Origin of the sequence: Devosia sp. FKR38, from assembly GCF_005222805.1 — a bacterium.
In the GTDB taxonomy this organism is placed as follows: Bacteria; Pseudomonadota; Alphaproteobacteria; order Rhizobiales; family Devosiaceae; genus Devosia.
Window position 1 is genome coordinate 1,336,623 of the sequence record NZ_STGC01000005.1, and the last position, 25,083, is coordinate 1,361,705.

20 protein-coding genes are annotated in these 25,083 nt (G+C 65.3%); 5 read left to right on the forward strand and 15 right to left on the reverse strand.

The window, feature by feature from the left end:
- The first annotated feature begins 183 nt into the window (after positions 1-183).
- Positions 184-1,668 carry a GMC oxidoreductase gene (locus E8M79_RS11480; RefSeq protein WP_137152029.1) on the forward strand — a complete coding sequence of 495 codons (1,485 nt, stop codon included), beginning with the start codon at positions 184-186 and terminating at the stop codon, positions 1,666-1,668.
- 17 nt (positions 1,669-1,685) lie between these two features.
- Positions 1,686-2,744 carry a Gfo/Idh/MocA family oxidoreductase gene (locus E8M79_RS11485; RefSeq protein WP_137152030.1) on the forward strand — a complete coding sequence of 353 codons (1,059 nt, stop codon included), beginning with the start codon at positions 1,686-1,688 and terminating at the stop codon, positions 2,742-2,744.
- A 7-nt stretch (positions 2,745-2,751) separates the two neighbouring features.
- On the opposite strand, the gene E8M79_RS11490 is transcribed toward E8M79_RS11485, so the two are convergent.
- The 9 genes from E8M79_RS11490 to E8M79_RS11530 form a co-directional block, all read right to left on the reverse strand.
- Positions 2,752-3,810 (reverse strand): ATP-binding protein, encoded by a 1,059-nt coding sequence (locus E8M79_RS11490; protein WP_171015830.1) that lies wholly within the window; start codon positions 3,808-3,810, stop codon positions 2,752-2,754.
- Entirely contained in the window at positions 3,803-4,486 is a 684-nt protein-coding gene (locus tag E8M79_RS11495) for a response regulator (protein WP_137152032.1), read from the reverse strand. The genes E8M79_RS11490 and E8M79_RS11495 overlap by 8 nt, the downstream gene beginning before the upstream one ends.
- A 55-nt stretch (positions 4,487-4,541) precedes the next feature.
- The gene (locus E8M79_RS11500; protein WP_137152033.1) at positions 4,542-6,320 is read right to left on the reverse strand and encodes an ABC transporter ATP-binding protein; all 1,779 of its coding nucleotides are present in this window, start codon (positions 6,318-6,320) and stop codon (positions 4,542-4,544) included.
- Complete coding sequence (locus tag E8M79_RS11505) at positions 6,313-9,453, reverse strand: multidrug efflux RND transporter permease subunit (RefSeq protein WP_137152034.1); 3,141 nt, start codon at positions 9,451-9,453, stop codon at positions 6,313-6,315. Before E8M79_RS11505 ends, E8M79_RS11500 begins: the two co-directional genes overlap by 8 nt.
- A gap of 14 nt (positions 9,454-9,467) precedes the next feature.
- Positions 9,468-10,670 (reverse strand): efflux RND transporter periplasmic adaptor subunit, encoded by a 1,203-nt coding sequence (locus E8M79_RS11510; RefSeq protein WP_137152035.1) that lies wholly within the window; start codon positions 10,668-10,670, stop codon positions 9,468-9,470.
- 29 nt (positions 10,671-10,699) lie between these two features.
- Positions 10,700-12,076 carry an efflux transporter outer membrane subunit gene (locus tag E8M79_RS11515; protein WP_137152036.1) on the reverse strand — a complete coding sequence of 459 codons (1,377 nt, stop codon included), beginning with the start codon at positions 12,074-12,076 and terminating at the stop codon, positions 10,700-10,702.
- 143 nt (positions 12,077-12,219) lie between these two features.
- Positions 12,220-13,392 (reverse strand): acetyl-CoA C-acetyltransferase, encoded by a 1,173-nt coding sequence (locus E8M79_RS11520; RefSeq protein WP_137152037.1) that lies wholly within the window; start codon positions 13,390-13,392, stop codon positions 12,220-12,222.
- A 5-nt stretch (positions 13,393-13,397) separates the two neighbouring features.
- Positions 13,398-14,045 (reverse strand): 3-oxoacid CoA-transferase subunit B, encoded by a 648-nt coding sequence (locus tag E8M79_RS11525; protein ID WP_137152038.1) that lies wholly within the window; start codon positions 14,043-14,045, stop codon positions 13,398-13,400.
- Complete coding sequence (locus E8M79_RS11530; RefSeq protein ID WP_137152039.1) at positions 14,045-14,758, reverse strand: CoA transferase subunit A; 714 nt, start codon at positions 14,756-14,758, stop codon at positions 14,045-14,047. The genes E8M79_RS11525 and E8M79_RS11530 overlap by 1 nt, the downstream gene beginning before the upstream one ends.
- An 80-nt stretch (positions 14,759-14,838) precedes the next feature.
- Here E8M79_RS11530 and E8M79_RS11535 point away from each other — a divergent pair, with 80 nt between their 5' ends.
- The gene (locus E8M79_RS11535; RefSeq protein WP_137152040.1) at positions 14,839-15,393 is read left to right on the forward strand and encodes a PAS and helix-turn-helix domain-containing protein; all 555 of its coding nucleotides are present in this window, start codon (positions 14,839-14,841) and stop codon (positions 15,391-15,393) included.
- A 72-nt stretch (positions 15,394-15,465) separates the two neighbouring features.
- Here the strand turns inward: E8M79_RS11535 and E8M79_RS11540 are convergent, their stop codons facing one another.
- The 6 genes from E8M79_RS11540 to E8M79_RS11565 form a co-directional block, all read right to left on the reverse strand.
- On the reverse strand, positions 15,466-16,986 hold the full coding sequence (locus E8M79_RS11540) for a TolC family protein (protein ID WP_171015831.1): 1,521 nt from the start codon (positions 16,984-16,986) through the stop codon (positions 15,466-15,468).
- On the reverse strand, positions 16,986-18,980 hold the full coding sequence (locus tag E8M79_RS11545) for an FUSC family protein (protein WP_137152042.1): 1,995 nt from the start codon (positions 18,978-18,980) through the stop codon (positions 16,986-16,988). The genes E8M79_RS11540 and E8M79_RS11545 overlap by 1 nt, the downstream gene beginning before the upstream one ends.
- Positions 18,961-20,007 (reverse strand): multidrug transporter subunit MdtN, encoded by a 1,047-nt coding sequence (gene mdtN, locus E8M79_RS11550; RefSeq protein ID WP_137152043.1) that lies wholly within the window; start codon positions 20,005-20,007, stop codon positions 18,961-18,963. The genes E8M79_RS11545 and mdtN overlap by 20 nt, the downstream gene beginning before the upstream one ends.
- Positions 20,007-20,285 carry a YtcA family lipoprotein gene (locus tag E8M79_RS11555; protein WP_248304977.1) on the reverse strand — a complete coding sequence of 93 codons (279 nt, stop codon included), beginning with the start codon at positions 20,283-20,285 and terminating at the stop codon, positions 20,007-20,009. The genes mdtN and E8M79_RS11555 overlap by 1 nt, the downstream gene beginning before the upstream one ends.
- A 210-nt stretch (positions 20,286-20,495) precedes the next feature.
- Positions 20,496-20,924 carry a VOC family protein gene (locus E8M79_RS11560; RefSeq protein WP_137152044.1) on the reverse strand — a complete coding sequence of 143 codons (429 nt, stop codon included), beginning with the start codon at positions 20,922-20,924 and terminating at the stop codon, positions 20,496-20,498.
- Between the two features lie 304 nt (positions 20,925-21,228).
- On the reverse strand, positions 21,229-21,756 hold the full coding sequence (locus E8M79_RS11565) for a GNAT family N-acetyltransferase (RefSeq protein ID WP_137152045.1): 528 nt from the start codon (positions 21,754-21,756) through the stop codon (positions 21,229-21,231).
- A gap of 202 nt (positions 21,757-21,958) precedes the next feature.
- Here E8M79_RS11565 and E8M79_RS11570 point away from each other — a divergent pair, with 202 nt between their 5' ends.
- Positions 21,959-22,624, forward strand: coding sequence for a DUF2161 family putative PD-(D/E)XK-type phosphodiesterase (locus tag E8M79_RS11570; protein WP_137152046.1), 666 nt, complete (start codon positions 21,959-21,961; stop codon positions 22,622-22,624).
- 123 nt (positions 22,625-22,747) lie between these two features.
- A complete protein-coding gene (locus E8M79_RS11575; RefSeq protein WP_137152047.1) occupies positions 22,748-25,045 on the forward strand; it encodes a Tex family protein in 2,298 nt (765 codons plus the stop codon).
- The last annotated feature ends 38 nt before the right edge of the window (positions 25,046-25,083 follow it).

A 25,083-nucleotide genomic window follows, 5' to 3' on the forward strand; every position in this document is an offset into this window, starting at 1 on the left:
CCGCGGGAACAGCGATGGGGCGTTGTAGCGGCGATCATGCCACAAATACCAATCTAGGCCACTGCTTTCCTGAGATTTTCCAGCAACCACCTGCAGAACAGTAACTTCGCGCCAAAGCCCATTGCCGGGCGCTCGGACCATTGATACCAATTAGATGCCACCTATCGAACCAGCGGATGCGCCATGGCCCCCCTATCCAAAGACGTCGTCATCATCGGCAGCGGCCCTGCCGGCAGTGCCTATGCCCGGCTGATCCGCCGCGACTGGCCCGAGGCGCGCATCCTGATGGTCGAGGCCGGCCCGCAGATCCTGCCGCAGACCGGCGCACATCTGGACAATATCGCCGATCTCGAAGAGCGCGGCGCGCTTGAGGTGCTGGCCCAGGGCGGCGACCGCAGCCCGCGTACGCCGATCAACAAGGAAGAATGGGAAGCGCGCCGCGCCGGCGGCTTTGACGCCTCCCAGTTGCGCCGCTCAGGCCTGTTCATCGCCAATGACGCCGACCCCGCAGAGAACCTTTTCGCCGGCTTCTCGGCGGCCAATGTGGGCGGCATGGGCACCAAATGGTCCACCGGCACCCCGACCCCGTCGCGCGCCGAGCGCGTGCCCTTCATTGCCGCAGACGCGATGGAGGCCGCTATCGCCACTGCCGAAACCCTACTCGGCACCAACAAGGATCCGCGTGCGGGCGATCCCACCGCCATTGCGATGCGCGAGCGCCTGGGCGCCGTCTTCAACGCCGGTCGCACGCCCGACCGCTTCGTGCAGCCCATGCCGCTGGCCGCCACGCCCACGCCCGAAGGCCTGCGCTATCACGGCACCGACGTGGTGCTGGGCCCGATGGTCAACGAACCAGCCGAAAGCTTCACCATCCTGGCCGAAACCGCCTGCCGCCGCATCGTTCACGAGGGCGGCACGGTCACTGGGGTCGAGCTGGGCAAGCCGGGGTCAGACGAGACCTGGTTCGTCGCCGCTGGCACGGTGATCGTGGCCTGCGATTCGCTGCATTCTCCGCAGCTGCTCCATGCCTCCGGCATCCGCCCGGCGGCCCTGGGTCGCTATCTCAACGACCACTACATCATCTCCCAGATCTGCGAGCTGCAGACCGATGTGCCCATGCGAGCCATGAGCTGGATTCCGGCCGCCGATGACTTCCCGTTCTCGGTGACCATCGCCCCGGCGAGCCTGAACACCATGCCGCTGTCCCCCGATTTCACCGGCCAGCCGGTGGGCATGGGCTTCTTCGTCCCCGGCGATATCAGCCCGGATAATCGCGTGGTGTTTGACGACAACCGGCTCGACTGGATGGGCCTGCCGGCCATTTCCATCCAATGGCGCCAGTCCGACGGCGACAAGGCCCGGCTCGAGACTGCCAAGGCCAAGGCGCGCGGCATTGCCGAGATCATCGGCCGCCCTGCCCCCGGCTTTGCCACCATCGTGCTCCCGGTGGGCAGCTCGCTGCACTACCAGGGCAGTATCCGCATGGGCGAGACCGATGACGGCACCAGCGTCTGCGACCGCAACAGCCGCGTCTGGGGCTTTGACAATCTCTATGTCGCCGGTAACGGCGTCATTCCCACCGTCACTGCCACCAATCCCACGCTCTATTCGCTGGCGCTGGCCAGCTTTGGCGCCGCACAGATCGCCCAGGCGCGCCGCACCCTCTGACCCCCAGGAGCAAGACAATGACGCATTCCCCGCTCAAGGTTCTGGTGGTCGGCCTCGGCCAGATGGGCAAGAGCCACGCCATGGCCTATCACACCCATCCCGGCTTCGAGGTCGTTGGTCTGGTCAACCGCTCGACGCCCGCCCTGCCCGAGGCGCTCGCCGCCTATCCTCTGCGCAGCGATTTCAGCGCCGCCCTGGCCGAGTTCAAGCCTGACCTCGTCTCGATCGCCACCCACACCAATACCCATGCCGACTATGCCGTGGCCGCCATCGAGGCCGGCGCCCACGTCTTTGTCGAAAAGCCGCTGGCGGCCACGGTCGAAGACGCCCGCCGCGTCGTCGCCGCAGCCGAAGCGCATCAGCGCAAGCTGGTGGTGGGCTATATCCTGCGCCACCACCCATCCTGGCTCAAGCTGATTGAAGAGGCGCGCGCCCTGGGCGGCCCCTATGTGTTCCGCATGAACCTCAACCAACAGTCGAGCGGCGCCGCCTGGGACATCCACCGCGCCATCATGCAGACCACCTCGCCCATCGTCGACTGCGGCGTGCATTATGTCGACGTCATGTGCCAGATCACCGATGCCAAGCCGATCGAAGTGCGCGGCATGGGCGTGCAACTCGCGCAGGGCCTGCCCCAGGGCATGTACAACTACGGCCATTTCCAGGTGCTGTTCGATGATGGCGGCGTCGGCTGGTATGAGGCCGGCTGGGGCCCGATGATGTCGGAGACCGCCTTTTTCGTGAAGGACGTGATCTCGCCCAATGGCGCGGTGTCCATCGTCATGCAGGAAGGCGCGGCCTCGGCCGATATCAACGCCCATACGCAGACCTCGCGCATCCGCGTGCACCACGCCGCGCTTGACGCCAGCAACCAGCCGGCCCGCGCCGACGACTGGCTCGACATGCAGGGCGAGCCGGACCACCAGGGCCTGTGCGACCGCGAGCAGGATTTCGTCTATCGCGCCATTACCGAGGACATGGACCTGACCCGCCACATGAGCGACGCCGTCACCTCGCTGCACATCTGCCTGGCCGCCGACGAAAGCGTGCGCAGCGGCCGGCCGGTAACCCTCTAGCTTGCGCTCAGCGGCGCGGCAGGGTCACCGTAAAGCTGGCGCCGCGCCCCGGCGCATTGTCCGCCTGCACTCGCCCGCCATGGGCGTGGACGATGGCGCGGACCACCGACAGGCCCAGGCCGCTGCCGCCTTTGTCCCGCGCCCGCGAATCCTCGTCACGCCAGAACGGCTCGAAGGCCGACTGCATGGCTGCCGGCGAGAGCCCGGGACCGCTGTCAATGCAGCGCAGAATGGCAGTGTCGTGCTCCACCCTGGTGCTGATGTGCAGCGGCACGCCCGGCGCATAGCGCATGGCATTGTCGAGCAGCGCCAGTAGCACCTGGCGCAACCGGTCGGGATCGGCGCGCACCGGCGCCGGTCGCAGGTCGAGGTTTACCGATATGGCCTTGGCCTGCAGTGCCTCGGCTGACAGCTGCGTGGCCTCGCGGGCAATATCGGCCAGATCAATGTCGGTCACACTCAGCTGCATCATACCGGCATTGAACAGGCCCAGGGTCCGCAGGTCGTCCACGATCCGCGTCATGCCGTCGACCTGCGCGATCAGCAGTGCCACCAGACCGTCGTCCAGGGTGAACACCCCGTCGGCGACGCCCTGCAGCCGCCCCTTGAGAATGGTCAGGGGCGTGCGCAGCTCATGGGCGGCAGCAGAGTTCGAATAGCGCAACTCTGCTTCTGCCCGTTCGAGCCGCTCAGCCATCTGGTTGAAATCCTCCACTAGCCGCGCCGACTCGCCGAAGCCATGCAGGCGCGGATTGGCGCGAGCGCTGAGATCGCCAGCGGCCACAGCGCGGATGGCTCGGGCCACTTCGAGCAGCGGCACCACAATGCGCTTGGACAGCCAGGTGCCGCCCCAGGCCGCCAACGGCACGGCAAACACCAGCGTCACTGCCAGATAGCCCCAGTCGATCCACGACCAGAGATTGTCGGTTTCCAGCAGAGAGGGAAAAAATCGCTGGACGACTTCCAGATAGGCCGGAAAAGCAAAATTGACGACCAGCGTCACCACGGCCGCCAGGCCGGTGGCGATCAGAACGATCTGCAGCGCCGTGCTGACCCGCCTAGCCATGCGGTTCATCCAGCCTGTAGCCGACGCCGCGGACCCCGGTGATCAGGTTGGGCAGGCCGGCGGCGCCCAGCTTGCGGCGCAGATTGCTCATATGGCTGTCCACCGTGCGGTCCATGGCCTCGCCCTCTGGCAGACAGGCATCGATCAGCTCGCTGCGCTCAAACACCCGGTTGGGCGAGCGCACCATATGCTCGAGCAGCCGGTATTCGGTACGCGTCAATGCCAGCATGTCGTCGCCGACGCGCACCGTCATGGCATCGGTATCAATGCTCATCGCACCCAAGCGGCGGACGGTGCTGGCGCGGCCGCCCTGGGTGCGCCGCAGGATGGCCCGCGCTCGCGCGACTACCTCAAGCGGGCTGAACGGCTTGACCACATAGTCATCCGCCCCCAGCCGCAGCGCCTGCAGCTTGTCGAGATCTTCGGCCAGCGCGGTGACCATGATCACCGGCGTGTCATCCACGCGGCGCAGGGCGGCAAGGGTCTCGTAGCCATCCATCTTGGGCATTTTGACATCGAGCACCACCAGATCGGGCTTGAGCCGATGATGGTGCGCCAGTCCTGTCAGCGGATCGGTCGCAGCGATGGTGCGAAAGCCGTCGCGCTCGAAATAGGCCTGCAGGATCCGGACGATCTCGATATCGTCTTCGATGATGAGGATGAGCTGGTTGGTCATGGTCATTGCCACCTATCAGAAGAATGCTTCAGGCGCATGGGGTGCTGCATCAGGCTCATCCAAGCCCGGCAAGGCTATGATAGCGACCGCCAGCGGCGACGAGCTGGTCATGGCGCCCTGTTTCCACAATACGCCCATGCTCCAGCACGACGATCTGATCGGCCTGCCGCACTGTGGACAGGCGATGGGCAATCGAGACCACTGTTCGGTTGTGACCCGCCGCAAGAGCCGAGGATAGTGCCTTTTCGGTCTCTGGATCCAGCGCACTGGTCGCCTCGTCCAGCAGCAGGATACGCGACCCGCGCAGGATCGTCCGCGCCAGCGAAAGCCTTTGCCGCTCGCCGCCGGAGAACTGGTAGCCGCGCTCGCCCACCTCGGTGGCCAGCCCCCTCGGCAATGCAGCAACCTTGGCGCTCAGTTGGGCCATGTCCAGGGCGTAGTCGATATCGGCCCCCGTCGCATCCGGTTTGGCAAAGCGAAGATTGTCTTCAATGCTGGCGTTCAGCAGGAACGGATCCTGCGTCACCACGCCGAGAATATGCGAAAGGGTTTCGAAGCTGAAAGCGCGCAGATCGAAGCCATCGATTGTGACGCGCCCGCTGTCGGGGTCGTAGAGGCGCGCCAGCAGATAACCCAGCGTGCTCTTGCCGGACCCCGTGCTGCCGACAATGGCGGTATGGCTGCCGGCCGGGATGGTCAGGCTGACATGATCCAACGTCGGCCCGTCGGACGCTTGGTAGAAGAATGATACATCCTCAAACGCGATGTCGCCGCGAATGGCGTCGACGTCGACCGCGACCGGGCTGGCCGGCTCGGTGAGCGTCGGCTTGGTGTCGAGATAACCGAAGACCCGCGTCAGCAGTGCTCGCGCCTTGCGCAGTTCGATCCGGGCCTCGAACAACTCCAGCATCGGCCAGAGCAATTGCTCCTGTAGCGCGATCAGCGCCACCAGTGTCCCAATGGACACGCCCAGACCCTGCGCCAGCATGATACCGCCGATCAGAAAGGTCAGCGCTGGCAGAATATCGAGCGCAAACATGATGATGGCGATCTCCCACTGACCTGCGGTATGCGAGCGCAGCTCAAGCCGCGCCACCTCGGACGAGGTCTGGCGAAAGATCTGCGCCAGATGGCGGGCCCGGCCCATGGTGCGGGCCAGGATAAAGCCGCCGGCCGACAGCGATTCCGTGACCGTCGCCGACATATCGGCGATCCGGTCCTGCTGGGCGAAAGTGATGCGTTCACGCAGGCCCGCCACCCGGTTGTTGAGCCAGAGCAGCAGCGGCATGAATGCCAGCGAGGCCAGCGCCAGCCGCCAGTCGAGCAGGACCATTGCCACCACAGTGGTGAGCACCACGCTGATATTGCGGGCAGCGTCCGACGCCGTATTGGTGAACAGTGATTGAAGCCCGGCAATATCGCTCGACATGCGGGACTGCACTTCCCCCGTGCGGGCCGCAGAGAAGAAGGCGAGCGAAAGCGACTGCAGGTGCTCATAGAGCCGCACACGCAGGTCGTGCATGATCTGCTGGCCGATCCGCGTTGACACATAGGCCTGCAGCACGCTGGCAATAGCTGCCAGCACCGCCACAGCCAGCAGGCCGCCACAGAGCCACACCAGCAGTGTCACGTCCTTGGCCGGCAAGGCACTGTCGATAATGCCGCGCACCATGAAGGGCGTCGTCGCGCCAGCGATCCCGGCGATCATGATCAATCCGAGGATAGTCAGCAGCGATTTGCCGTGCGGCGCAAACAGGGCGAGAACCCGCCGCCAGGGCGTACGCTGCCCGGCCGCTGCCGCGTAGTCGTCGAAGTCGTCATCCCGGTCAGACATGGCCCGCACCCCGCTTGGGTTCCTCGACCTCAATCGGCGCGGACGCCTTGGCCTTGCGGCCAAAAATCGACATCACCACAAAGTAGAACACCGGCACGAACAGCAGGGCGAAGACGGTTGCCGCGATGACGCCACCCAGCACGCCCGTGCCCAGCGCCTTCTGCGTCTCGGCGCTGGCGCCATGGGCATGCACCAGCGGCAGGACGCCCAGCGCAAAGGCCAGTGAGGTCATCACGATGGGGCGGATGCGCAGCCGTCCGGCCTCGATGATGGCGTCGCGCAGAGCCCAGCCTTCGGCGAGCTTGGCCTTGGCGAACTCGACGATCAGGATGGCATTCTTGGCCGACAGGCCAATCACGGTGATCAGCCCCACCTTGAAGAACACGTCATTGGACTGGCCACCGATCTGCACGGCTGCCACGGCCCCGATAATACCCAGCGGCACCATCATCATCACCGCAAGTGGCACAGTCCAGCTCTCGTAGAGCGCCGCCAGGACCAGGAACACCACCAGCATGGAGATAGCGATCAGCATGGGCATCTGCGTGCCCGACTGGCGCTCCTGCAACGACTCGCCGGTCCATTCGATGCCGAAGCCTTCCGGCAGGGCCTGCACCAGGCGCTCGACCTCGGCCATGGCACTGCCGTTGGACACACCCTGTGCGCCCTCGCCCTGCAACGACGTCGCCAGATAGCCGTTGTGACGGGAAATCTGCCGCGGCGCGCTGCTCCACTTGGCCGTCACCACCTCGCCCAAGGCGACCATGCCGCCCTTGTCGTTGCGTACGAACAACTTGAGTACATCGTCCACATTCATGCGGTAGCGCGCATCGGCCTGCACGATCACCTGCTGCAGCTTTGCCCCGCCGGAGAAGTCCCCGACATAGCTTGAGGTGATGGCCGTGCCCAGCGTCTCGCTGATCGACTGGACGGACACGCCCAGTGCCAGCGCTTTGTTGCGGTCGATCTCGAGCTCGACATTGGGGCCATTGGGCAGGCTGTTCTGGTAGAGGCTGGCCAGGATGGTGCTCTTGCCCGCCGCCGCCAGCAGCTGTGCCTGGGCGGCCAACAGCGCGTCATTGCCCTTCCCGCCCCGATCCTGCAGCACGAAGCTAAAGCCCGAGCCGCCGCCGAGCTCCTCGATGGGCGCCGGCAGGGACACCATCACTGAGCCCTCGGGGATGTCCGCCATCGCTGTGGTCATGGCTGCAGCTTCTTCGCTCGCGGGCAGATGCGCGCGGTCCTTCCAGTCCTTGAGCGTCACAAAGGCCATGGCCGCGTTCGAGCCGGTGCCCATGAAGCTGAAGCCATTGATCAGCAAATTGTCCTGCGTCGCCTCGCGCTTGAGCACTTCGGTGTTGAACAGATCTGTAACCTTGGCAGTACGGGTACCAGTGGCGTCGGCCGGCAGGGTGATCGACACGGTGTAATTGCCCTGGTCCTCATCGGGCATGAAGCTCGTGGGGATCAGCGGGAACCAATAGATCAGTGCGCCCACCAGCACGACGTACAGCGCCATCATCCGCCCGCCGCGCCGCAACAGCCCGGAGATGGTCTTGCCATAGCCGCTGGTCACCTTGTCGACGCCGCGGTCGAACAGGGCAAACGGCGCCCATTTCTTTCTGTGGTGATCAACCGGCTTGAGCAGGCTTGCACACAGCGCAGGCGTCAGCGTCAGCGCCAGGAAGGCCGAGAACAGGATCGACACCGACATCGACAGCGTGAACTGCCGATAGATGGCGCCGACCGAGCCGCTGGCCAGGCCCATGGGGATGAACACGGCCACCAGCACCGCTGTGATGCCGATCACCGCGCCGGTGATCTCCTTCATCGCCTTGCGGGTCGCCTCCTTGGGCGGCAGCCCCTCTGTGGCCATGATGCGTTCGACATTCTCCACCACCACGATGGCGTCGTCGACGATGATGCCGATGGCCAGCACCATGCCAAACATGGTCAGCACATTGATCGAATATCCCGCCAGCAGCATCACGGCAAAGGTGCCCAGCAAAGCCACCGGCGCCACGATGGCCGGGATGATGGTGTAGCGCCAGTTTTGCAGGAACAGGAACATCACCGCGAACACCAGGAGCATGGCTTCGATCAGGGTCTGAATCACCTTCTCGATCGACACCTTGATGAAGGGCGAGTTGTCGAACGGCAGGGCATAGCTCATGCCCTCGGGCATGGCGAGCTTGAGCTCGGCCAGCCGCGCCTTGACGGCATCGGCAGTGGCCACGGCATTGGCGCCCGGCGACAGCTGGATCGCCGCCCCGGTCGCCTGATTGCCGTTCTGCAGCATGTCAAACGACGTGGTCTGCGCCCCGATCTCCACCCGCGCCACATCGCTCAGCAGCACGCTGGCGCCGTTGCGCTGGCCCTTGATGACGATCTTGCCGAACTCCTCGGGCGTGGTCAGGTCATTGCGCACGGAGAGTGGCACCGTGATGGTCTGCCCGGGCACCGTCGGTCCTGCGCCCAACTGGCCAGGAGCGATCTGCAGATTCTGCCCCTGGATGGCAGCCGTCACATCGGCAATGCTCAGGCTCAGCGTCTCCAGCTTGAGCGGATCGACCCAGATGCGCATGGCCTTTTCGGTGCCGAAGGACTGCAGCCGCCCGACACCTTTGATGCGCTTGAGCTCGGGCACGATGTATTTGGCCAGATAGTCCTCGAGGTCGAGCGAGGAGAAGCGTTTGCCCTCCGAGGTCAGCGTGACGATCGCCAGAAAGCCCGAGGTCGCCGACTCTACGGTCAGCCCGCCCTGGCGCACCAGCGGCGGCAGGCGCGGTTCGACGCCCTTGAGCAGGTTCTGCACCTCCACCATGGCCAGTTCGGGATTGGTCCCGGGCGCAAAGGTGAGGCTGACGCTGCCACTGCCGGTGTTGTCGGCCGACGAGCTGAAGAACAGCAGGTTTTTGACGCCGGTCAGCTCGCGCTCGATCGGAATGACCACGGCCTCATTGACCGTCTGCGCCGTCGCGCCCGGATAGCTCGCCGAGACGCTGACGCTGGGCGGCGCGATCGAGGGGAAGCGGGCCACCGGCAGCTGTGGAATGGCGATGATGCCGAACAGCACGATGAAGGCGGCCACCACCCACGCGAAGACGGGACGATCAATGAAGAACTGAGGCATTTTCGATCCCTGGATCAGGAGTTGGTGGCCGGAACGGCCGTTTCGGCGCCCGGCTGGGCTTCCGTTGCCACGCCCGCCGTGGGCGCGCCGAACGTCACGGTGCGCACTGGTCCGGCCGCCGAGAGCTTTTCCTGGCCTTCGACAACCACGGTCTCGCCGGCCTTGAGCCCGTCAAGGACGATGTAGCTGCCCTCAACCAGCTCGCCGAGCTGCACAGTCCTGGGCGTGGCAATGCCGTCGCCGCCCACCACATAAACGCTCGGCGCGCCCAGGCTGTCGCGCACCACCGCCTGCTGCGGCACGCTGATGGCATCCGGATAGGTACCGCGCGGCACCTGCGCCCGCACATACATGCCCGGCAACAGTCGGCGCTCCGCATTGTCGGCCTGGGCGCGCATGCGCACATTGCCCGTGCCCTCATCAACGCTGATGTCGGAGAACAGCGCCTGTGCCGCGATGACATTGCCGTCGCCCTCGCCGACCAGGATGCGGATCGGAATGCTCCCCGCTGCCTGCAGGCCTCCATTGCGGGCCTGGGCCCGCAGGTGCTCCAGCCGCGAGGCGGGCTGGCGGATGTCGATATAGACGGTCGATATCTGCTGGATGGTGGCCAGGCTCGTCGTGCTAGTGGCTTCGGCCAGCGTCCCTTCACCAACCGAGGCCGCACCGATCTGGCCGTCGATCGGCGCCTTGATCGTGGCCAGATCCAGCGACAGCCGGGCCTTCTTGAGCGCCGCTTCCGCCTGCGCCACATCGGCAACGGCCTGCGCATGTGCGGAATTGGCCTGCTCATAGGCCTGGTCGCTGATATTGTTGCTGGCCCGCAGCGCCTGTGCGCGATCGAACTCCGTCACCGTCTGGTGCAGCGCCGCCTTGGTCTTCTGCACAGTCGCTTCGGCACTGGCGACATCGGCCGCAAACGAGGCCGTATCGATCTGAAACAGCGGCTGCCCTTTGGTAACGTCGCTGCCTTCCTCGAACAGGCGCTTGACGATCAGCCCGCTCACCTGCGGACGGATCTCGGCGATCCGCAGCGCAGAGACTCGACCTGGCAATTCGTCCCAGACCGTGATGGATTCACTCTTTACCGGCATCACTGATACGAGTGGCGCCTGGATTTCCGCTGTCTGTTCGGGTGGCTGCGCCGGGCCGGAACAGGCCGACAGCAGAACGGCAGTCAGGATCGCGGCGAGAGCGACACGCTTGGAGAAGGTCATGGCAATACTCAAATGCTGTGTGGCCGCACTCAGCGGGCGGCGGGAAGAACGGGCGATCCGCCCAGGACGCGGAAGATCTGGACTTCGGTCACCAGCTGCTCCAGCCGGTTGGCGGCCAGCGCCCGCTCGGCGGCGCGGCTGCGTTCCTGCGCATCCAGCCAGACCCTTAGGGCCACCGATCCCGCGCGATAGCGCTCCTCGGTTAGCCGGTCAGCCGCCTGCGCGGCAGCAAAGGCCGTCTTGAGCCGGCGCGCCTTCTCGCTCAGCGTGATCCGGGCGCTCAGCGCCGTTCCGGTGTCGCTGAACGCGGTGAGCAGGGCCGCGCGGAATTCGGTGACCGCGATCTGATAGTCGACTTCGGACACTTTGACGCGCAGCTGTCCGTCCCTATAGTTGAGGAATGGCAGAGTGAGGCCCGCACCCAAAGCCGCGATGGGATTGGCCAGGATCGCCAGCAGATCCGAGCTGGTTGCGCCCAGATTGCCGGTCAGGCTGATCTGCGGATAGAGGCTGGCGCGGGTGTTATCAACGGTGCGCAGACTGGCCCGCAGCCGCAGTTCCGCCGCGCGCAGATCCGGGCGACGTGCCAGAAGCTCGGCTGGCAGTCCGGCGGTGATCCGCACCGGCGTCTTGCCGGGCAGACGCTGCGGCTCGGCCACTGGATTGGGCAGGCCATTGAGCAGCACGCCGAGCGCGTTGCGCAGCGCCACGCGGTTCTGTTCCAGATCGGAGATCCCGGCGGCCTGGCTCTCGACGGTCTGACTAATTTCTGCCAGCTCCAGATCGGTCGCCGCACCCACCGCTGCCTGGCTCTTGACCAGGTCCTGTACTTTGCGGGCGATCGCCAGCGAAGCCTTGGCCGAAGCCAGGCTCTGATTGGTATAGCCCAGCCGCCAATAGGCCTCGATGGTGGCCGCGACCACAGTGGTGCGCGCCGTCTCCACATCTTCGGCCGAGGCCCCAGCCTGCAGCACGGCAATGTCCTGGCTGCTGGCGAGCCGGCCCCAGAGGTCGAATTCATAGGCGGCGCCAAGGCTGAAGGCAAAGGCATTGCTGGCAGCGCCGCCCTCGCCCAACGCAAGATTGCGCTGCCCGCTGCCCGTGCCGCTCAGCTGCGGCATCCGACCGGCACCTGCCATATCCGCCTGCAGCAGCGCCTTGCGCACCCGCAGCGTGGCGGCCAGGATATCGTTGTTATTGGCGAGCACCGTCTCGACCAGGGTGTCGAGCTTGGAGTCGCCAAAGCTACGCCACCATTGCTCGGCAGCGGCCGGCGCCGAAATACCAGCCGTATCCGTCCAGGCCGGCGCATTGGGCAAAGCCGGCCGGACATAGGTCGACATCAGTGGCGAACAGCCGGCCAGCAGAACAGCCGGAACAAGCATGGCGAGGCGATGAAGGGTCATGGGGTCACTGGATTGCGGTCAAGAAACATGACCGTCATCCGGCCCGCCCTTACCCCATCAGTCCAATGTCCAGCGAGCATCGAGAAACTGTGCAGATTGCGTGCAGAACTCCACAGTTGCTCTGCCGAGCGGCCAATCGCCGACTAGGCCTCGATGCACATGGCGATTCCCATGCCGCCGCCGATGCATAGCGTTGCCAGGCCCCGGCTCAGCCCACTCCGGCGCAACTCATGGACCAGCGTGACCAGGATCCGCGCCCCCGAGGCGCCGATTGGGTGCCCCAGCGCAATGGCGCCGCCGCTGACATTGACGATGTCGGGATTCCAGCCCATGCCGGCATTGACCGCGCAGGCCTGGGCGGCAAAGGCTTCATTGGCCTCGACACGATCGAGGTCGGCGACCGACCAGCCTGCCCTTTGCAGCGCCTTTTGCGACGCGGGGATCGGGCCTGTGCCCATGATGGCGGGATCAACGCCGGCCGTGGCCCAGCCGGCAATGCGCGCCAGAGGTACAAGCCCGCGCCGCGCCGCCTCACCCTCACGCATCAGCACCAGGGCCGCAGCCCCATCATTGAGGCCCGAAGCATTGCCGGCGGTGACCGAACCGGCCTTGTCGAAAGCTGGCCGCAGCCGCGCCAGGGCCTCGGCGCTGGTGTCGGCGCGCAGGTGATCATCCGCATCAACGGTAACGCTGCCCTTACGCGTCTCTATGGTCACCGGCGCAATCTCGGCCCGGAAGTGCCCGGCTGCCTGCGCTGCCGCTGCCTTCTGCTGGCTGGCCAGGGCAAAGCCGTCCTGCGTCTCGCGCGAAATGCCGAACTGGCGGGCGACATTTTCGGCGGTTATGCCCATGTGATAGCCACCAAAGGCATCGGTCAGACCGTCGACTACCATGGTGTCGACCAGGCTGACCGGGCCCATCTTGGCGCCCGCCCGCAGGACCTGGCAATGCGGCGACAGCGACATCGATTCCTGTCCGCCGGCCACCACGATATCGGCATCGCCGCAAAGGATCTGTTGCAGGCCCAGCGCCACGGCGCGCAGGCCTGAGCCACAGACCTGGTTGACGCCAAGTGCAGTGGCGCCGGCGGGGATGCCGGCCTTGATGGCGGCCTGACGCGCCGGATTCTGCCCGGCCCCCGCCGTCAGCACCTGCCCCAGGATCACCTCGTCGATGGCATCGGCCGACAGACCGGCCCGCGCGAGTGCCGCAACAATGGCAATGGCCCCCAGCTCATGAGCTGGAACCGTGCTCAGCGGACCAAGGAAGCTGCCCACCGGCGTGCGGGCGGCACTGACAATGACGATGTCGCTCATGCTGTCTACTCCACAAGGGCGACGGTGAACCGCGCCTCGGTCTTGGCCGATATCTCGTCGAGGCTGACTCCATCGGCCAGCTCGATCAGGCGCATATCGGGCGCGCCGCGCCGTGCGACCGAAAACACGCCCAGATCGGTAATCACCAGATCGGCAACACGCCGTCCGGTCAGCGGCAGGCTGCATTGCTCGAGCAGCTTGGCCTGCCCCTTGGCTTCATGTTCCATCACCACCACCACGCGCTTGACGCCGGCCACCAGATCCATGGCGCCGCCCATGCCCTTGACCATCTTGCCCGGGATCATCCAGTTGGCGAGATCGCCACTCTCGGACACCTGCATGGCCCCCAGGATCGACAGGTCGATATGACCGCCGCGGATCATGGCAAAGCTGTCGGCGCTGGAGAAGAAGCTGGTCTCTGGCAGCGCGGTAATGGTCTGCTTGCCCGCATTGATGAGGTCGGCGTCCTCGCTCCCCGCATAGGGAAACGGGCCCATGCCCAGCATTCCGTTCTCGCTCTGCAGCCGCACGTCCATGCCCTTGGGAATGTAGTTTGCCACCAGCGTCGGAATGCCGATGCCGAGGTTGACGTAAAAGCCGTCACGCAGCTCAAGGGCGGCGCGGGCCGCCATCTGTTCACGGGTCCACGCCATTATGCTGCCTCCACGCCCGGCTGGCGCACGGTGCGCTGTTCGATGTGCTTGGCGGGATTGGCGACATGCACCACCCGGTCAACGAAGATGCCAGGCGTATGGATGCCATCCGGGTCCAAAGTGCCGGTCTCGACCAGATGCTCCACCTCGGCAATGGTGACCGTGCCGGCGGTCGCCATCATCGGATTGAAGTTGCGCGCCGTCATCCGGTACACCAGATTTCCTTCCGCATCCCCCTTCCAGGCGTGGACCAGGGCCAGATCGGCCACCAGCCCGGTCTCCATGACGAAATCCTCGCCGCCAAAGCTGCGCACATCCTTGCCTTCGGCGATCAGCGTGCCCACGCCGGTGCGAGTGAAGAAGGCCGGAATGCCCGCGCCGCCCGCCCGGATACGTTCTGCCAACGTGCCCTGCGGGTTGAACTCAAGTTCGAGATCGCCCGACAGATATTGCTCGGCGAACAGCTTGTTCTCCCCCACATAGGACGAGATCATCTTGCGGATCTGGCGCGTGGCCAGCAGCCGGCCCAGGCCGATGCCGTCCACCCCTGCATTGTTGGAAATGACGGTGAGATCGCGGGCGCCCGACTGCTCGATTCCGGCGATCAGCGCCTCCGGAATGCCACACAATCCAAACCCGCCTGACATGATCGTCATACCGTCGGCCAGCACACCGGCCAGCGCCTCGGCAACTGTTGCATGAACCTTGCGCATGCTGTTCCTCCCTTGGGGTCTTTGTTTTGCCCCAACGGTAGGTCTTGCCCGCCGACACCGGTTAGTCGTATTTATACCACATGGCCGCACCGCTCAGCTTTGCCCTCTCTGACATCCCGGTGCCGATGGTCTTTGCCACCCATCGCATCGTCCGCGACTGCAATGCCGAGTTCGCAAACCTGTTCGGTTATCGGCGGGATGACCTCATCAACACCAGCTTTTCCCGGCTCTATCCGGCCATAGCCGACTTCGTGCGCACTGGGGACATGTGGCGCCACAACTTGCCGGGCGGGGCGATCTACCACGATGAACGCATCATGGCCGGGGCCGATGGCCGGCGCTTCTGGTGTCGCGTCAATGGCCGCTCGCACGATGCTGCCGATCCCTTTGCCGCCGCGCTCTACTGCTTTGAGCCCATGGTCCGGCCAGTGACCGAAACCACGCTCAAGCTGACCGGACGACAGCGTCAGATCCTGGCACTGGTCGCCCAAGGCAAAACCAATGCCGCCATCGCCGACGAGGTCGGGTTGTCGCCCCGCACGGTGGAAGCCCATCGCCTGCGGCTGTCGCGCTCGATTGGCGTATCAAACGCCGCCGAGCTGGTGGCCTGGTTCCTGTCCCAGCCATCCGGCTGAGGCCGACTACCGCAGGACATTGCTCCAGCGCGCGTCAGTCCCTTGCGTATGCAATATTCGGGCGCAAGCGGCCTAAAGACCGCCCGCGCTCACCAGGGTGCCGGTGGCAAACGCCAGCGTGGCGGCCGCAACAAAGGCATCGCTGCGAACCTGGGCCTGGGCATACTGCGCCTTGAGCAGGCCGGTCTGCGTCACGCTGATATCGGACAGCGTGCCCAGCCCGTTCTTGTAGTAATCCAGCGCCGCGTCGTAATTGGTGCGCGCGGCATTGACCAGTTCCGCGGCAGCGGCATTGGCCGAAAGGCTGGTGCGCAACACGTCATAGGCAACCACGATCTCCTGCGCTGCCGTGCTTTGCAGCCGCGCAAAGTCCTGCTGGGACGCATTGGCGGCAGCAACGGCAGCATCCATGCGGGCATCGCGCATGCCGCCATCAAAGATCGGCATGGTAATGCCCAGCAGCACGGCCGCATTGGGCTGGCTCACGTCCAGGTTCGCGCTGGTCCCCAGGCGGGAATCGCTGACCGAGTAGGAACCGAAGGTACGGTTCGCGGTGCCGGTCAGCGCGATCCTGGGCAGGAACTCGGCGCGCGCTGCGGCAATGCCCTGCTCGCTGGCCTTGACCTGAGCAAAAGCGGCCTGAACGTCGGGACGCCGCTGCAGCGAACTGACGATCATCTGGTCCAGATCGGCCGGTACCTGCCGCGGCAGCGATTTGCCGGCGATGTCCTGCACCTTGATGGTGATGGTCGGGGAAATGCCCATGGCGCCGAGCAGCATGGCATAGGCGCTGCGTTCGCGGCCGGTGGCGCCAGTCAGGTCGAACTCGGCCTGCGCCACCTGTTGCTTGGCCTGCGCCACCTCCATTGTGGTGGCAATGCCCTGCCCCAGCCGGGCCTCGGCGGCCTCCAGCACCATGCGGGCATTATCGAGCGCCGCTCGGTCGATGCGTGATTGCGCCCGTGCCGCGCTGTGCTGGAAATAGGCGTTGCTGACGTCAAAGATCAGCTTCTGATGGGCGCCATTGAAGCCGACATTGGCGGCAAAGGACACTTGCTGCGCCGTGGCCAGGGCAGCATCGCGCGCGCCAAAATCAAACAGCAGCCATTTGACCGCAAGCGAGGGCGCAGCCTGCATCCCCGAAGTGGTGATCGTGCCATCGGGAACCGAGATCAGGGCTGTGCTGAATCCCGGCGCAGTATTGGAGGTGATGGCATAGCCCGCCAGCACATCGGCGCTGATGATGGGAAGATAAGCCGCTTCGGCGATGCCTGCTGCGGCGGCGGCTTCGCGGGCGCGCTGCCAGGCCGCCTGCGTTGCCGGATTGGAGAGCTGGGCGATATTGATCAGCTCGGGCAGGCTGTAGCTATGCTTGGCATCCAGCGCGGGGGTCGCAATGGTGATGGGCATGCTGGCATCGGGGGTCACACCGAAATCGGCACGGTCGGGCGCCGTGGCGGCCATGCCGGCTTCACCGCGATAGGGCGTTGCGGCGCTGGCCGGCGCCAGCTTGAGGGCTGAACTCGAACAGGCCGCCAGCAACAGCGCCACGCAGATCCCGCCCGCTACGCCAAGGAAGTGCTGTGCTGCCATCATAATGTCTCCAGCGCTCTGGAAAAATCCCGCGCCAATGCGCGATGCGCTCTCGTCGTCTCATCCAGATCGTGCCACCAGGCGGCACGCTTGGGACTGTTGGCCACCAGTTTCTCGAGGCGGCCAAGGCTGTCTTTGCAGCGCTGGGCTGCAAGATCAAGCACGGATCGGGCCGCACTGTCTGGCAACACAATAGAGGCGGCGGCGACATCGAGAAACCGGGCCACAGACGCTTGCTGCGCCAGCGTTGCCGCTTTCACACAGCGGGGCGCACCCAACAGGTAGCGCGGACGCTGCTGCAGCAGACGCAGATGCGCCATGTCCCGACCGGCCGCATCGATGGCCGTCATGATCGCTGCGGCATGCGGCGCCAGTGCCGACTGCCTGTGCAGGCGCCCAGGCTCGAAGGCGGAAACCCGCGAGAGCCGTCGGGCCTCCCTGAGCTCGGGCGCTATGGGCGACAACCCGCCGCCCTCTTTACGCAGCGCGGCGCCCAACCCCTCGACAGCCCTTGCCAGATGGCCGGCCGTCAGCGCCGCGACGCTGGTGGGCCAGAGCCAGAGGAACACGACCGCCACGACCACATTGCCGATCAGGATGCCGACAATGCGATTGGTGGCGACATCAATATCAAACGATGGCCCGAAGCCCTGCAGCACACAGAGGAAGAAGGCCAGCGCCATCTGCCAGCCCATGTACTGGATCAGGGTCGAGCCCTGCGCCACCCAGGCGGCGATGAAGCTGCCGACCCCGACCAGCAACAGCAATTGGCCGATATCGGTCATTTGCGGCATCAGGAACACGATGCTGCCAATGCCCATGGCAGCGCCGATCAGACAGCCGGCAATGCGCAACCCGGCCTTGTGCAGTGTCTCCCCGGTCGTGCCGAGCGCGACATAAAAGCAGGTGATCATGGCCGTATGGATCTCGAACCAGCCCCCGGCTGTATAGATTGTGTAGGTGATCAGCACCGCCAGCATCGCCTTGAGTGCGAACTGCAGATAGGCCGGATTGGAGGCCATGTCGCTGGAGGAACGCGCCGCCGTCTCAGTCTCCGGCTCTGGTAATGCAATCCTGCCCACCCAGATATCGGCCATGCGCTCAGCCATTTCCGCCAGGGGTCGGGTATCGCGCAGCTGGCTCAGCGGTCCACTTGCGGCACCCGAGCCGCGGCCGGACGCGATCTGCTCGGCCAGGCCATCCAGCCTTTGCGCCACAAGCCGATCCCTTGGCGCAGCGCGGGTCTCGGCCAGCAGATCCTGCGCCAGCGGCATGAGGGCCGCCAGCCGTCGGGCATCTTGCTTGCTGTGATACCCCAGGAGAGCGCCTAGGCGCGCCGGTGCCGCCAGCGCTGCCGCATCCTCTTCGAGCAGTCGCTGCACTCGCGCGTCGGCATCTGCGACGCCACCCAGCAGGTCGGCGGCAGCCCGCAGCCGCAAGGCCAGCCTGTGGCGCACCAGCCAGGCCGGATTGGGGCCAAGCAGCGCATTGACCAGGATCAGAACGGCCATCGGGATGAAAACCACCACCCACATCCAGCTGATCCCGCGCGACAGCAGCTCGGGCACCGGCACAAAATCGTTCAGCGTCATCACGAAGGCGAACACAAAGCCGACTGTCGCCGCAATCGGCCCAGCCTTGGTCGCGACCGAGAAATACATGCCGGCAAAGGTGAAAAACGCCATCAGGCCCAGCCGCACCATGGGCTCGTCCGCCGCCAGTTGCAGAAACACCAGCCCGAGCAGAATGCCCACCGACACGCCGATGATTAGGCCGATGGCGATCAGGATGCCGCTGGCGGCATTGTCGCGGTTGGCAAAGAAAATCAGATAGCAGGACACCGCCGCCTCGGGCACATGCTGGCTCATGGCAAAGGCGACGACGATGACGCAGCACAGTGCCATGCGCAAAGCTGCACCCAGCCGCCCCTCGAACGGACGCAACTCGTCGAGCAGAAGGCCCGCGAGACCCGGCTTACTGTGCGGCGCTGGCATGGACCGCTTCCGCCACCCCGGCCTTGATCACGACCATGGCCGAGGCGCCGACGCGCATCAGATCGGCCGGCGGTTCATGCAGATGCACATAGACCGGGAAGCGCTTGGCAACCTTGACCCAGTTCAGCGAGTTGGAAACGATCGGCAGCCCCAGGATCGTGGCCGCATCGGCCGAGCGGACGCCCCAGCCGATGGCCGAGACGGTGCCAGAGATGGGCTGACCGGACTCGGCCATCACGAAGACCTCGGCAGTGTCGCCAATGGCGATATTGAGCAGTTCGGTTTCGCGGAAGAAGGCCACGGCCTCCCAGCCGGACGTATCGATCATGGAGAACAGCGGCGCGCCGGTAACCACATATTGGCCCGGCGGCATGATCAGGCCCGTCACCAACCCATCGAACGGCGCGCGGACGATGGTGTTGTCGAGATCGCGCTGCATCAGCGCCACCGTGGCCTTGGCGGTATCGACCTGGGCCTGCCGTGTGTCGAGCGTGCCGATCACCTGCGTTGCGCCGGCCGACGATTGCAGCGACTGGTCAAAGCTGACCAGGGCATCATTATAGGCTGTTCGCGCCTGATCGACCTGCTGGGCGGTGACGAAACCACGCTCCAGCAGCGGTTCGAGCCGGTCGAGTGTCTGCTTGGCGAGGTCGGCATTGAACTGCGCCCGTTCGATCTGCTTTTGCGCCACATCGGCATTCGACTGCGCCGTGGCAATGTTGCGCCCGCCCTGCGCCAGTTCCGATTCCGCGGCGCGCAATTCGGCCTGCGCCTGGTCGAGACGGAGCTGATAGGGCTCGGGATCGACCTGAAACAAGACGTCTCCCTTGCGCACCGCCTGATTGTTCTGCACCGATATCGAAATGACACGGCCCGGCACGGTGGGCGAAATCTGCACCACCGGTGCCTCAATCTCGGCCACGTCAGAGCGCGGATTGGCCGCGCCGGCACTCCAGGCGAAGTAGATCAGAACGGCCGTCAGCGCGAAAACGCTGTATCCGATGGCCTTGCCCAATATCGCCCGCATTACAGCGCTCCTGACCAGACCAACCAGAGCACAATGCCGCCGCTGATCGCGAGGCACAGATAGACCAGTGGCGGCGCTGGCAGGTGCTCATCGAGCCGCAGGGCAACCAAGACCGCGCGCAGGACGATGGCGACAATGACGCCGCCGACCGCGCAGATGATCCAGGCCGGAAAGAACGAACCGAACAAGGGAACCGACGGCGCGCCTTCGACAGGCGAACAGGCCATCAGGCCTGGCAGGACGGCCGCCATTGCGGGCAGAGAGAAGCGTCGTTTCATGATGTGCCTGTCAGCCGCGACCTGCCCTGTGTTTCAAGTGACCCGTCTACCCCTCAGCGTCCGGCCTTGGCAAGCCATCTGCCGCATACGTCACGGGTTCTTCCAAGGCCGCCAGATCGTTAGCCGCCGCCCTGCCCGCCTGTGCTCCTGGCCCTTTGACAGACCCATAAGGCGACTGCGTGACAAGTGGATCAGACCATGGTCGGACCGCTAGAAATCGATGACCACCGAGGTCACACTGCGCTTGGCGGCACCATGGAAGACGGCCTCGATATTGTTGCCATCCGGATCGAGCACGAAGGCGGCGTAATAGCCAGGGTGATAGGACCGCTCGCCGGGGGCGCCATTGTCACGGCCGCCATGCGCCAGCGCCACCCGATAGAAGGCATCCACCGTCGCGCGGTCCTTGGCCTGGAAGGCCAGATGGTGGCGCCCCGTCAGCACCCCTAGGGCAGCTGGACTGTCTGCCGATGAGACCACCAGTTCATCGGCCCAGAAGAAGTCATGCGCCGTGTCGACGATGGGAATATCCAGAACGGCCAGTACCGCAGTGTAGAAGTCCCTGCTGGCAGCAAGATCGGCGACCACAAGCTGGATATGGTCGATGAGCCGGCCCCGATGCAGTTGATTGGCCTCCATAGTCATTCTCCTTGCCAAGAATTGATATGCGGATCGCCATGCCCGGCGGCGCCGCACGCGATCGTCTGCGGAACCCTAAAGTACCGACAGCGTTCGCGGAAGTTCCGATTGCCGCAGCAATGAAGGCGAGTGCCGCCATCGTTGGGCCACGACTGCGCAATCGCGCAGCCTGGACCATGATGAGGAGTCACCATGGTCCGTTTGGGCGGCGAGGTCTGGTCTCCCGGCCCAAGTTGGCGGTTCAAGGTCGAGTGAGAGACAGGCCCAAGAGTGGCCTTTCGCCTTCAGGTGAACTGCGAGGACGTCAGACGGTCAAATGAAATCGACGCTGCGTGATCTCTGCTTGGCGCGACTGCGAGAACACCCGCACATCCTTGAGCCGGTTGAACCCAAGGCGTGTGAGTATAGCTGCCGAAGCAGCGTTGTCGTCCGCGCAACCAGCTCGAAGCGCGGTCAGACCCACCTCTTCTGTGGCGAACCGGATTAGACGCGTCGCAGCTTCCTGACCGAAGCCGCGCCCCCAGACCGCCCGGTCGAGCCAATAGCCAATCTCGCCCTGGCCGTCGGCAATGTCAAAGACGTCACAGACGCCGATGAACCGGGCCTCCAAGGTAATCGCCAGCCGGTAGGCACTGCCGTCCCGCCACTCATCCGCGTGACCTTTGAACCAGTTGGCCATCTTCTCTGAATCGGGCGGAATCGTAGCCGATACGAGGTTGCGAGCGACGTCGTGGTTGGACCTGATCTCGAGCGCGCGTTCGATGTCGTTTGGGGTGGTGGGGCGGAGCGCCAGGTGATCGGTCAACAAACGGATGGAGGGATCGTAGTCCATATTCTGATCTCCAGATCAGCTCCAGGCGAACGAAATGAGCCGCCAGCGCAGTGAGTTGGGACACTATGACGACCAGCCAAGGCGCCGCAAGGTCAGACTCCCCCGCCCCTAATCGTCCGTCTTACCCTCGGCTCGCGCAACGACGGCGGCGCCCAGACTCAGGTATGTCACATGCGTAGGCATCGCGGTCTGAAGTGAGCACATGGCTGAGACGGAACTCTATCTGCCTTTGAAGGCCTTCATGGAAGCCGCCGGCTACGTCGTCAAAGGCGAGGTCAATGATTGTGATCTGGTGGGCGTCAGGGATGACGATCCGCCTGTGGTGGTTGTGTGCGAGATGAAGCTGGCCTTCAATCTCGAACTGGTCATGCAGGGGGTCAAGCGCGCCGCCTTTTGTGATGAAGTCTGGCTGGCTGCGCGCGCTGCAAAGACCGCACGGGGGCGCGAGCATGACGCCCGTTTCCGCAATCTGTGCCGACGGCTCGGCTTTGGGGTGATTGCCGTCTCGGAGGCTGGAGACGTGGCCGTGATCGTCACGCCCTTTGCCCCCACGCCGCGCCGCGACGCCAAGAGACGCTCCCGGCTGCTCGATGAACACAAGCGCCGGGTCGGCGATCCACAGGTGGGCGGCGGGCGCGGCAAACCAATCATGACCGCCTATCGACAAGACTGCATCGCCTGCGCCACGGCCTTGCTGAGCGGGCCGCAGAGTCCGAAGCAGCTCAGGGCGCTGGTCACGAGGGCACCGACGATCCTGCGCAGCAATGTCTATGGCTGGTTCGTGCGGGAAAGCCGCGGCATCTATGGGCTGTCCGAACTGGGCCGGGCCGCCGTATCCCCGCCACAGGACGGGACAAAAGCCTCCTGACGGCGACAGCCATCGCGCCACCGACCTCTGCTTCGGCAAGAAGTGAGGAAATCGTGCCGCGCCGGGTGTGCCCCTCGACCCGAGGCGACTATGGTCGCGCCAGCCGAACCAGGAAGTAGATTCATGTCCGCCCTCGACACCCGCATTGCCGCCCAGATCGCCACCGAAGTCGCCGCCCGCCCCGAGCAGGTGCGCGCTGCCGTGGAACTGCTCGATGGCGGTGCGACGGTGCCCTTCATCGCGCGCTACCGCAAGGAAGTGACCGGCGGGCTCGATGACACCCAGCTGCGCCTCTTGGCCGAGCGGCTGACCTATCTGCGCGAACTGGAAGCCCGCCGCGCAGCGATCCTGAAATCCATCGAAGACCAGGGCAAGCTCACCGGGCCGTTGACCGCCGCCATCATGGGCGCCGCCACCAAGGCCGAACTGGAAGACCTCTACCTGCCCTTCAAGCCCAAGCGCCGCACCAAGGCCGAGATCGCCCGCGAGCGTGGCCTGGGTCCGCTGGCCGAAGCCATTCTCGCCAACCGCAGTGCCGTGCCCGAGCGGCTCGCCGAGGCCTATATCACCCCCGAGGTGCCCGGCACCAAGGAGGCGCTGGAGGGCGCGCGCGACATCGTCATCGAGGGCCTGTCGGAAAGCGCAGCCCTGCTGGGCCAGCTGCGCGCCCATATGCGCGACAAGGCCATGCTGAGCGCCAAGGTGCTCAAGGGCAAGGAGGAGCCCGGCGCCAAATTCTCCGATTATTTCGAGCATACCGAGCGCTGGAACAAGGTGGCCGGCCACCGGGCCCTCGCCATGATGCGCGGGCGCGACGAGGGCTTTCTGGGCCTCGATATCGAGGTGGATGCCGATGTCACCGACCCCATCAAGCCCGCCGAGCGCCTTGTGATCGCCGCGCTCAAGGCCCAGGGCCAGGGCGCTGGCGACGCCTGGCTGCGCGACGTGGCCGGCTGGGCCTGGCGCACGCGCCTGCGCATCACCCTGTCGGTCGATCTGATGGTGGAACTGCGCGAGCGCGCCGAGCTCGAAGCCATCGGCGTCTTCGCCCGCAATCTCAAGGATCTGCTGCTGGCCGCCCCCGCCGGCGCCCGCGCCACCATGGGCATCGACCCCGGCATTCGCACCGGCTGCAAGCTGGCGGTGATCGATGCCACCGGCAAGGTACTGGGCACCGAGACCATCTATCCCTTCCCGCCCCGCAATGACGTGATGGGCTCCCAGGCCGCGATTGCGGCGCTGATCAAGAAACACGGCGTGCAACTGATCGCCATCGGCAATGGCACCGGCAGCCGCGAGACCGAGAAGCTGGTCAACGATCTGATCGACCGCCTGCCCGCGCCCAAGCCCACCAAGGTCATCGTGTCCGAGGCCGGCGCCTCGGTCTATTCAGCCTCCGAGCTGGCCGCCGCCGAGTTCCCCGATCTCGATGTGTCGCTGCGCGGCGCGGTCTCCATTGCCCGCCGCCTGCAGGACCCGCTGGCCGAGCTGGTCAAGATCGAGCCCAAGGCGATCGGCGTTGGTCAGTATCAGCACGATGTCGACCAGTTCCGTCTCGGCCGCTCGCTCGACGCCGTGGTGGAAGACGCGGTGAACGCGGTCGGTGTTGACCTCAACACCGCCTCGGCGCCCCTTTTGGCCCGTATTTCCGGCCTCGGGCCCTCGGTGGCTGAAGCCATCGTCAGCTATCGCGACGCCAATGGGCCGTTCCGCTCCCGCAAGGCGCTGCTCGACGTGCCGCGGTTGGGCCAGCGTACCTTCGAGCAGAGCGCCGGGTTCCTGCGCATCACCGGCGGCACCGAGCCACTCGATGCCTCCTCGGTGCATCCGGAAGCCTATGGCGTGGCGCGCAAGATCGTCGCCGCCTGCGGCCGCGATCTGCGCACCATCATGGGCGATAAATCCGCACTCGCCGGTCTCGATCCCAAGAGCTTTGTCGATGAGCGCTTCGGTCTGCCCACGGTGCGCGATATTCTGGCGGAACTCGAAAAGCCCGGCCGCGATCCGCGTCCCGCCTTCAAAACGGCGACCTTCGCCGAGGGCGTGGACGACATCAAACACCTGGTGCCCGGCATGATGCTGGAGGGTACGGTTACCAATGTCGCCGCCTTTGGCGCCTTCGTCGATATCGGCGTGCATCAGGACGGGCTGGTGCATGTCTCTCAGCTGGCCGACAAATTCGTCAAAGACCCGCACGAGGTGGTCAAGGCCGGCGATGTGGTCAGGGTGCGCGTGGTGGAGGTCGATGTGCCGCGCAAGCGCATTGGCCTGACCATGCGCAAGGAGGTCGATACGACTGCCCCGCGCGACCGGCCGCGCGAAGCGCCGCTGCGGGCTAACCAGCGCCCACCCCAGCAAGCCCTGCGCAGCACCGGCTCTCTCGGCGATCGGCTCAGCGAGGCCATGCGCAAGAAGACCTGAAGGAGGCTGAGACATCGACCGCCAAGGCAGGCTGGGTG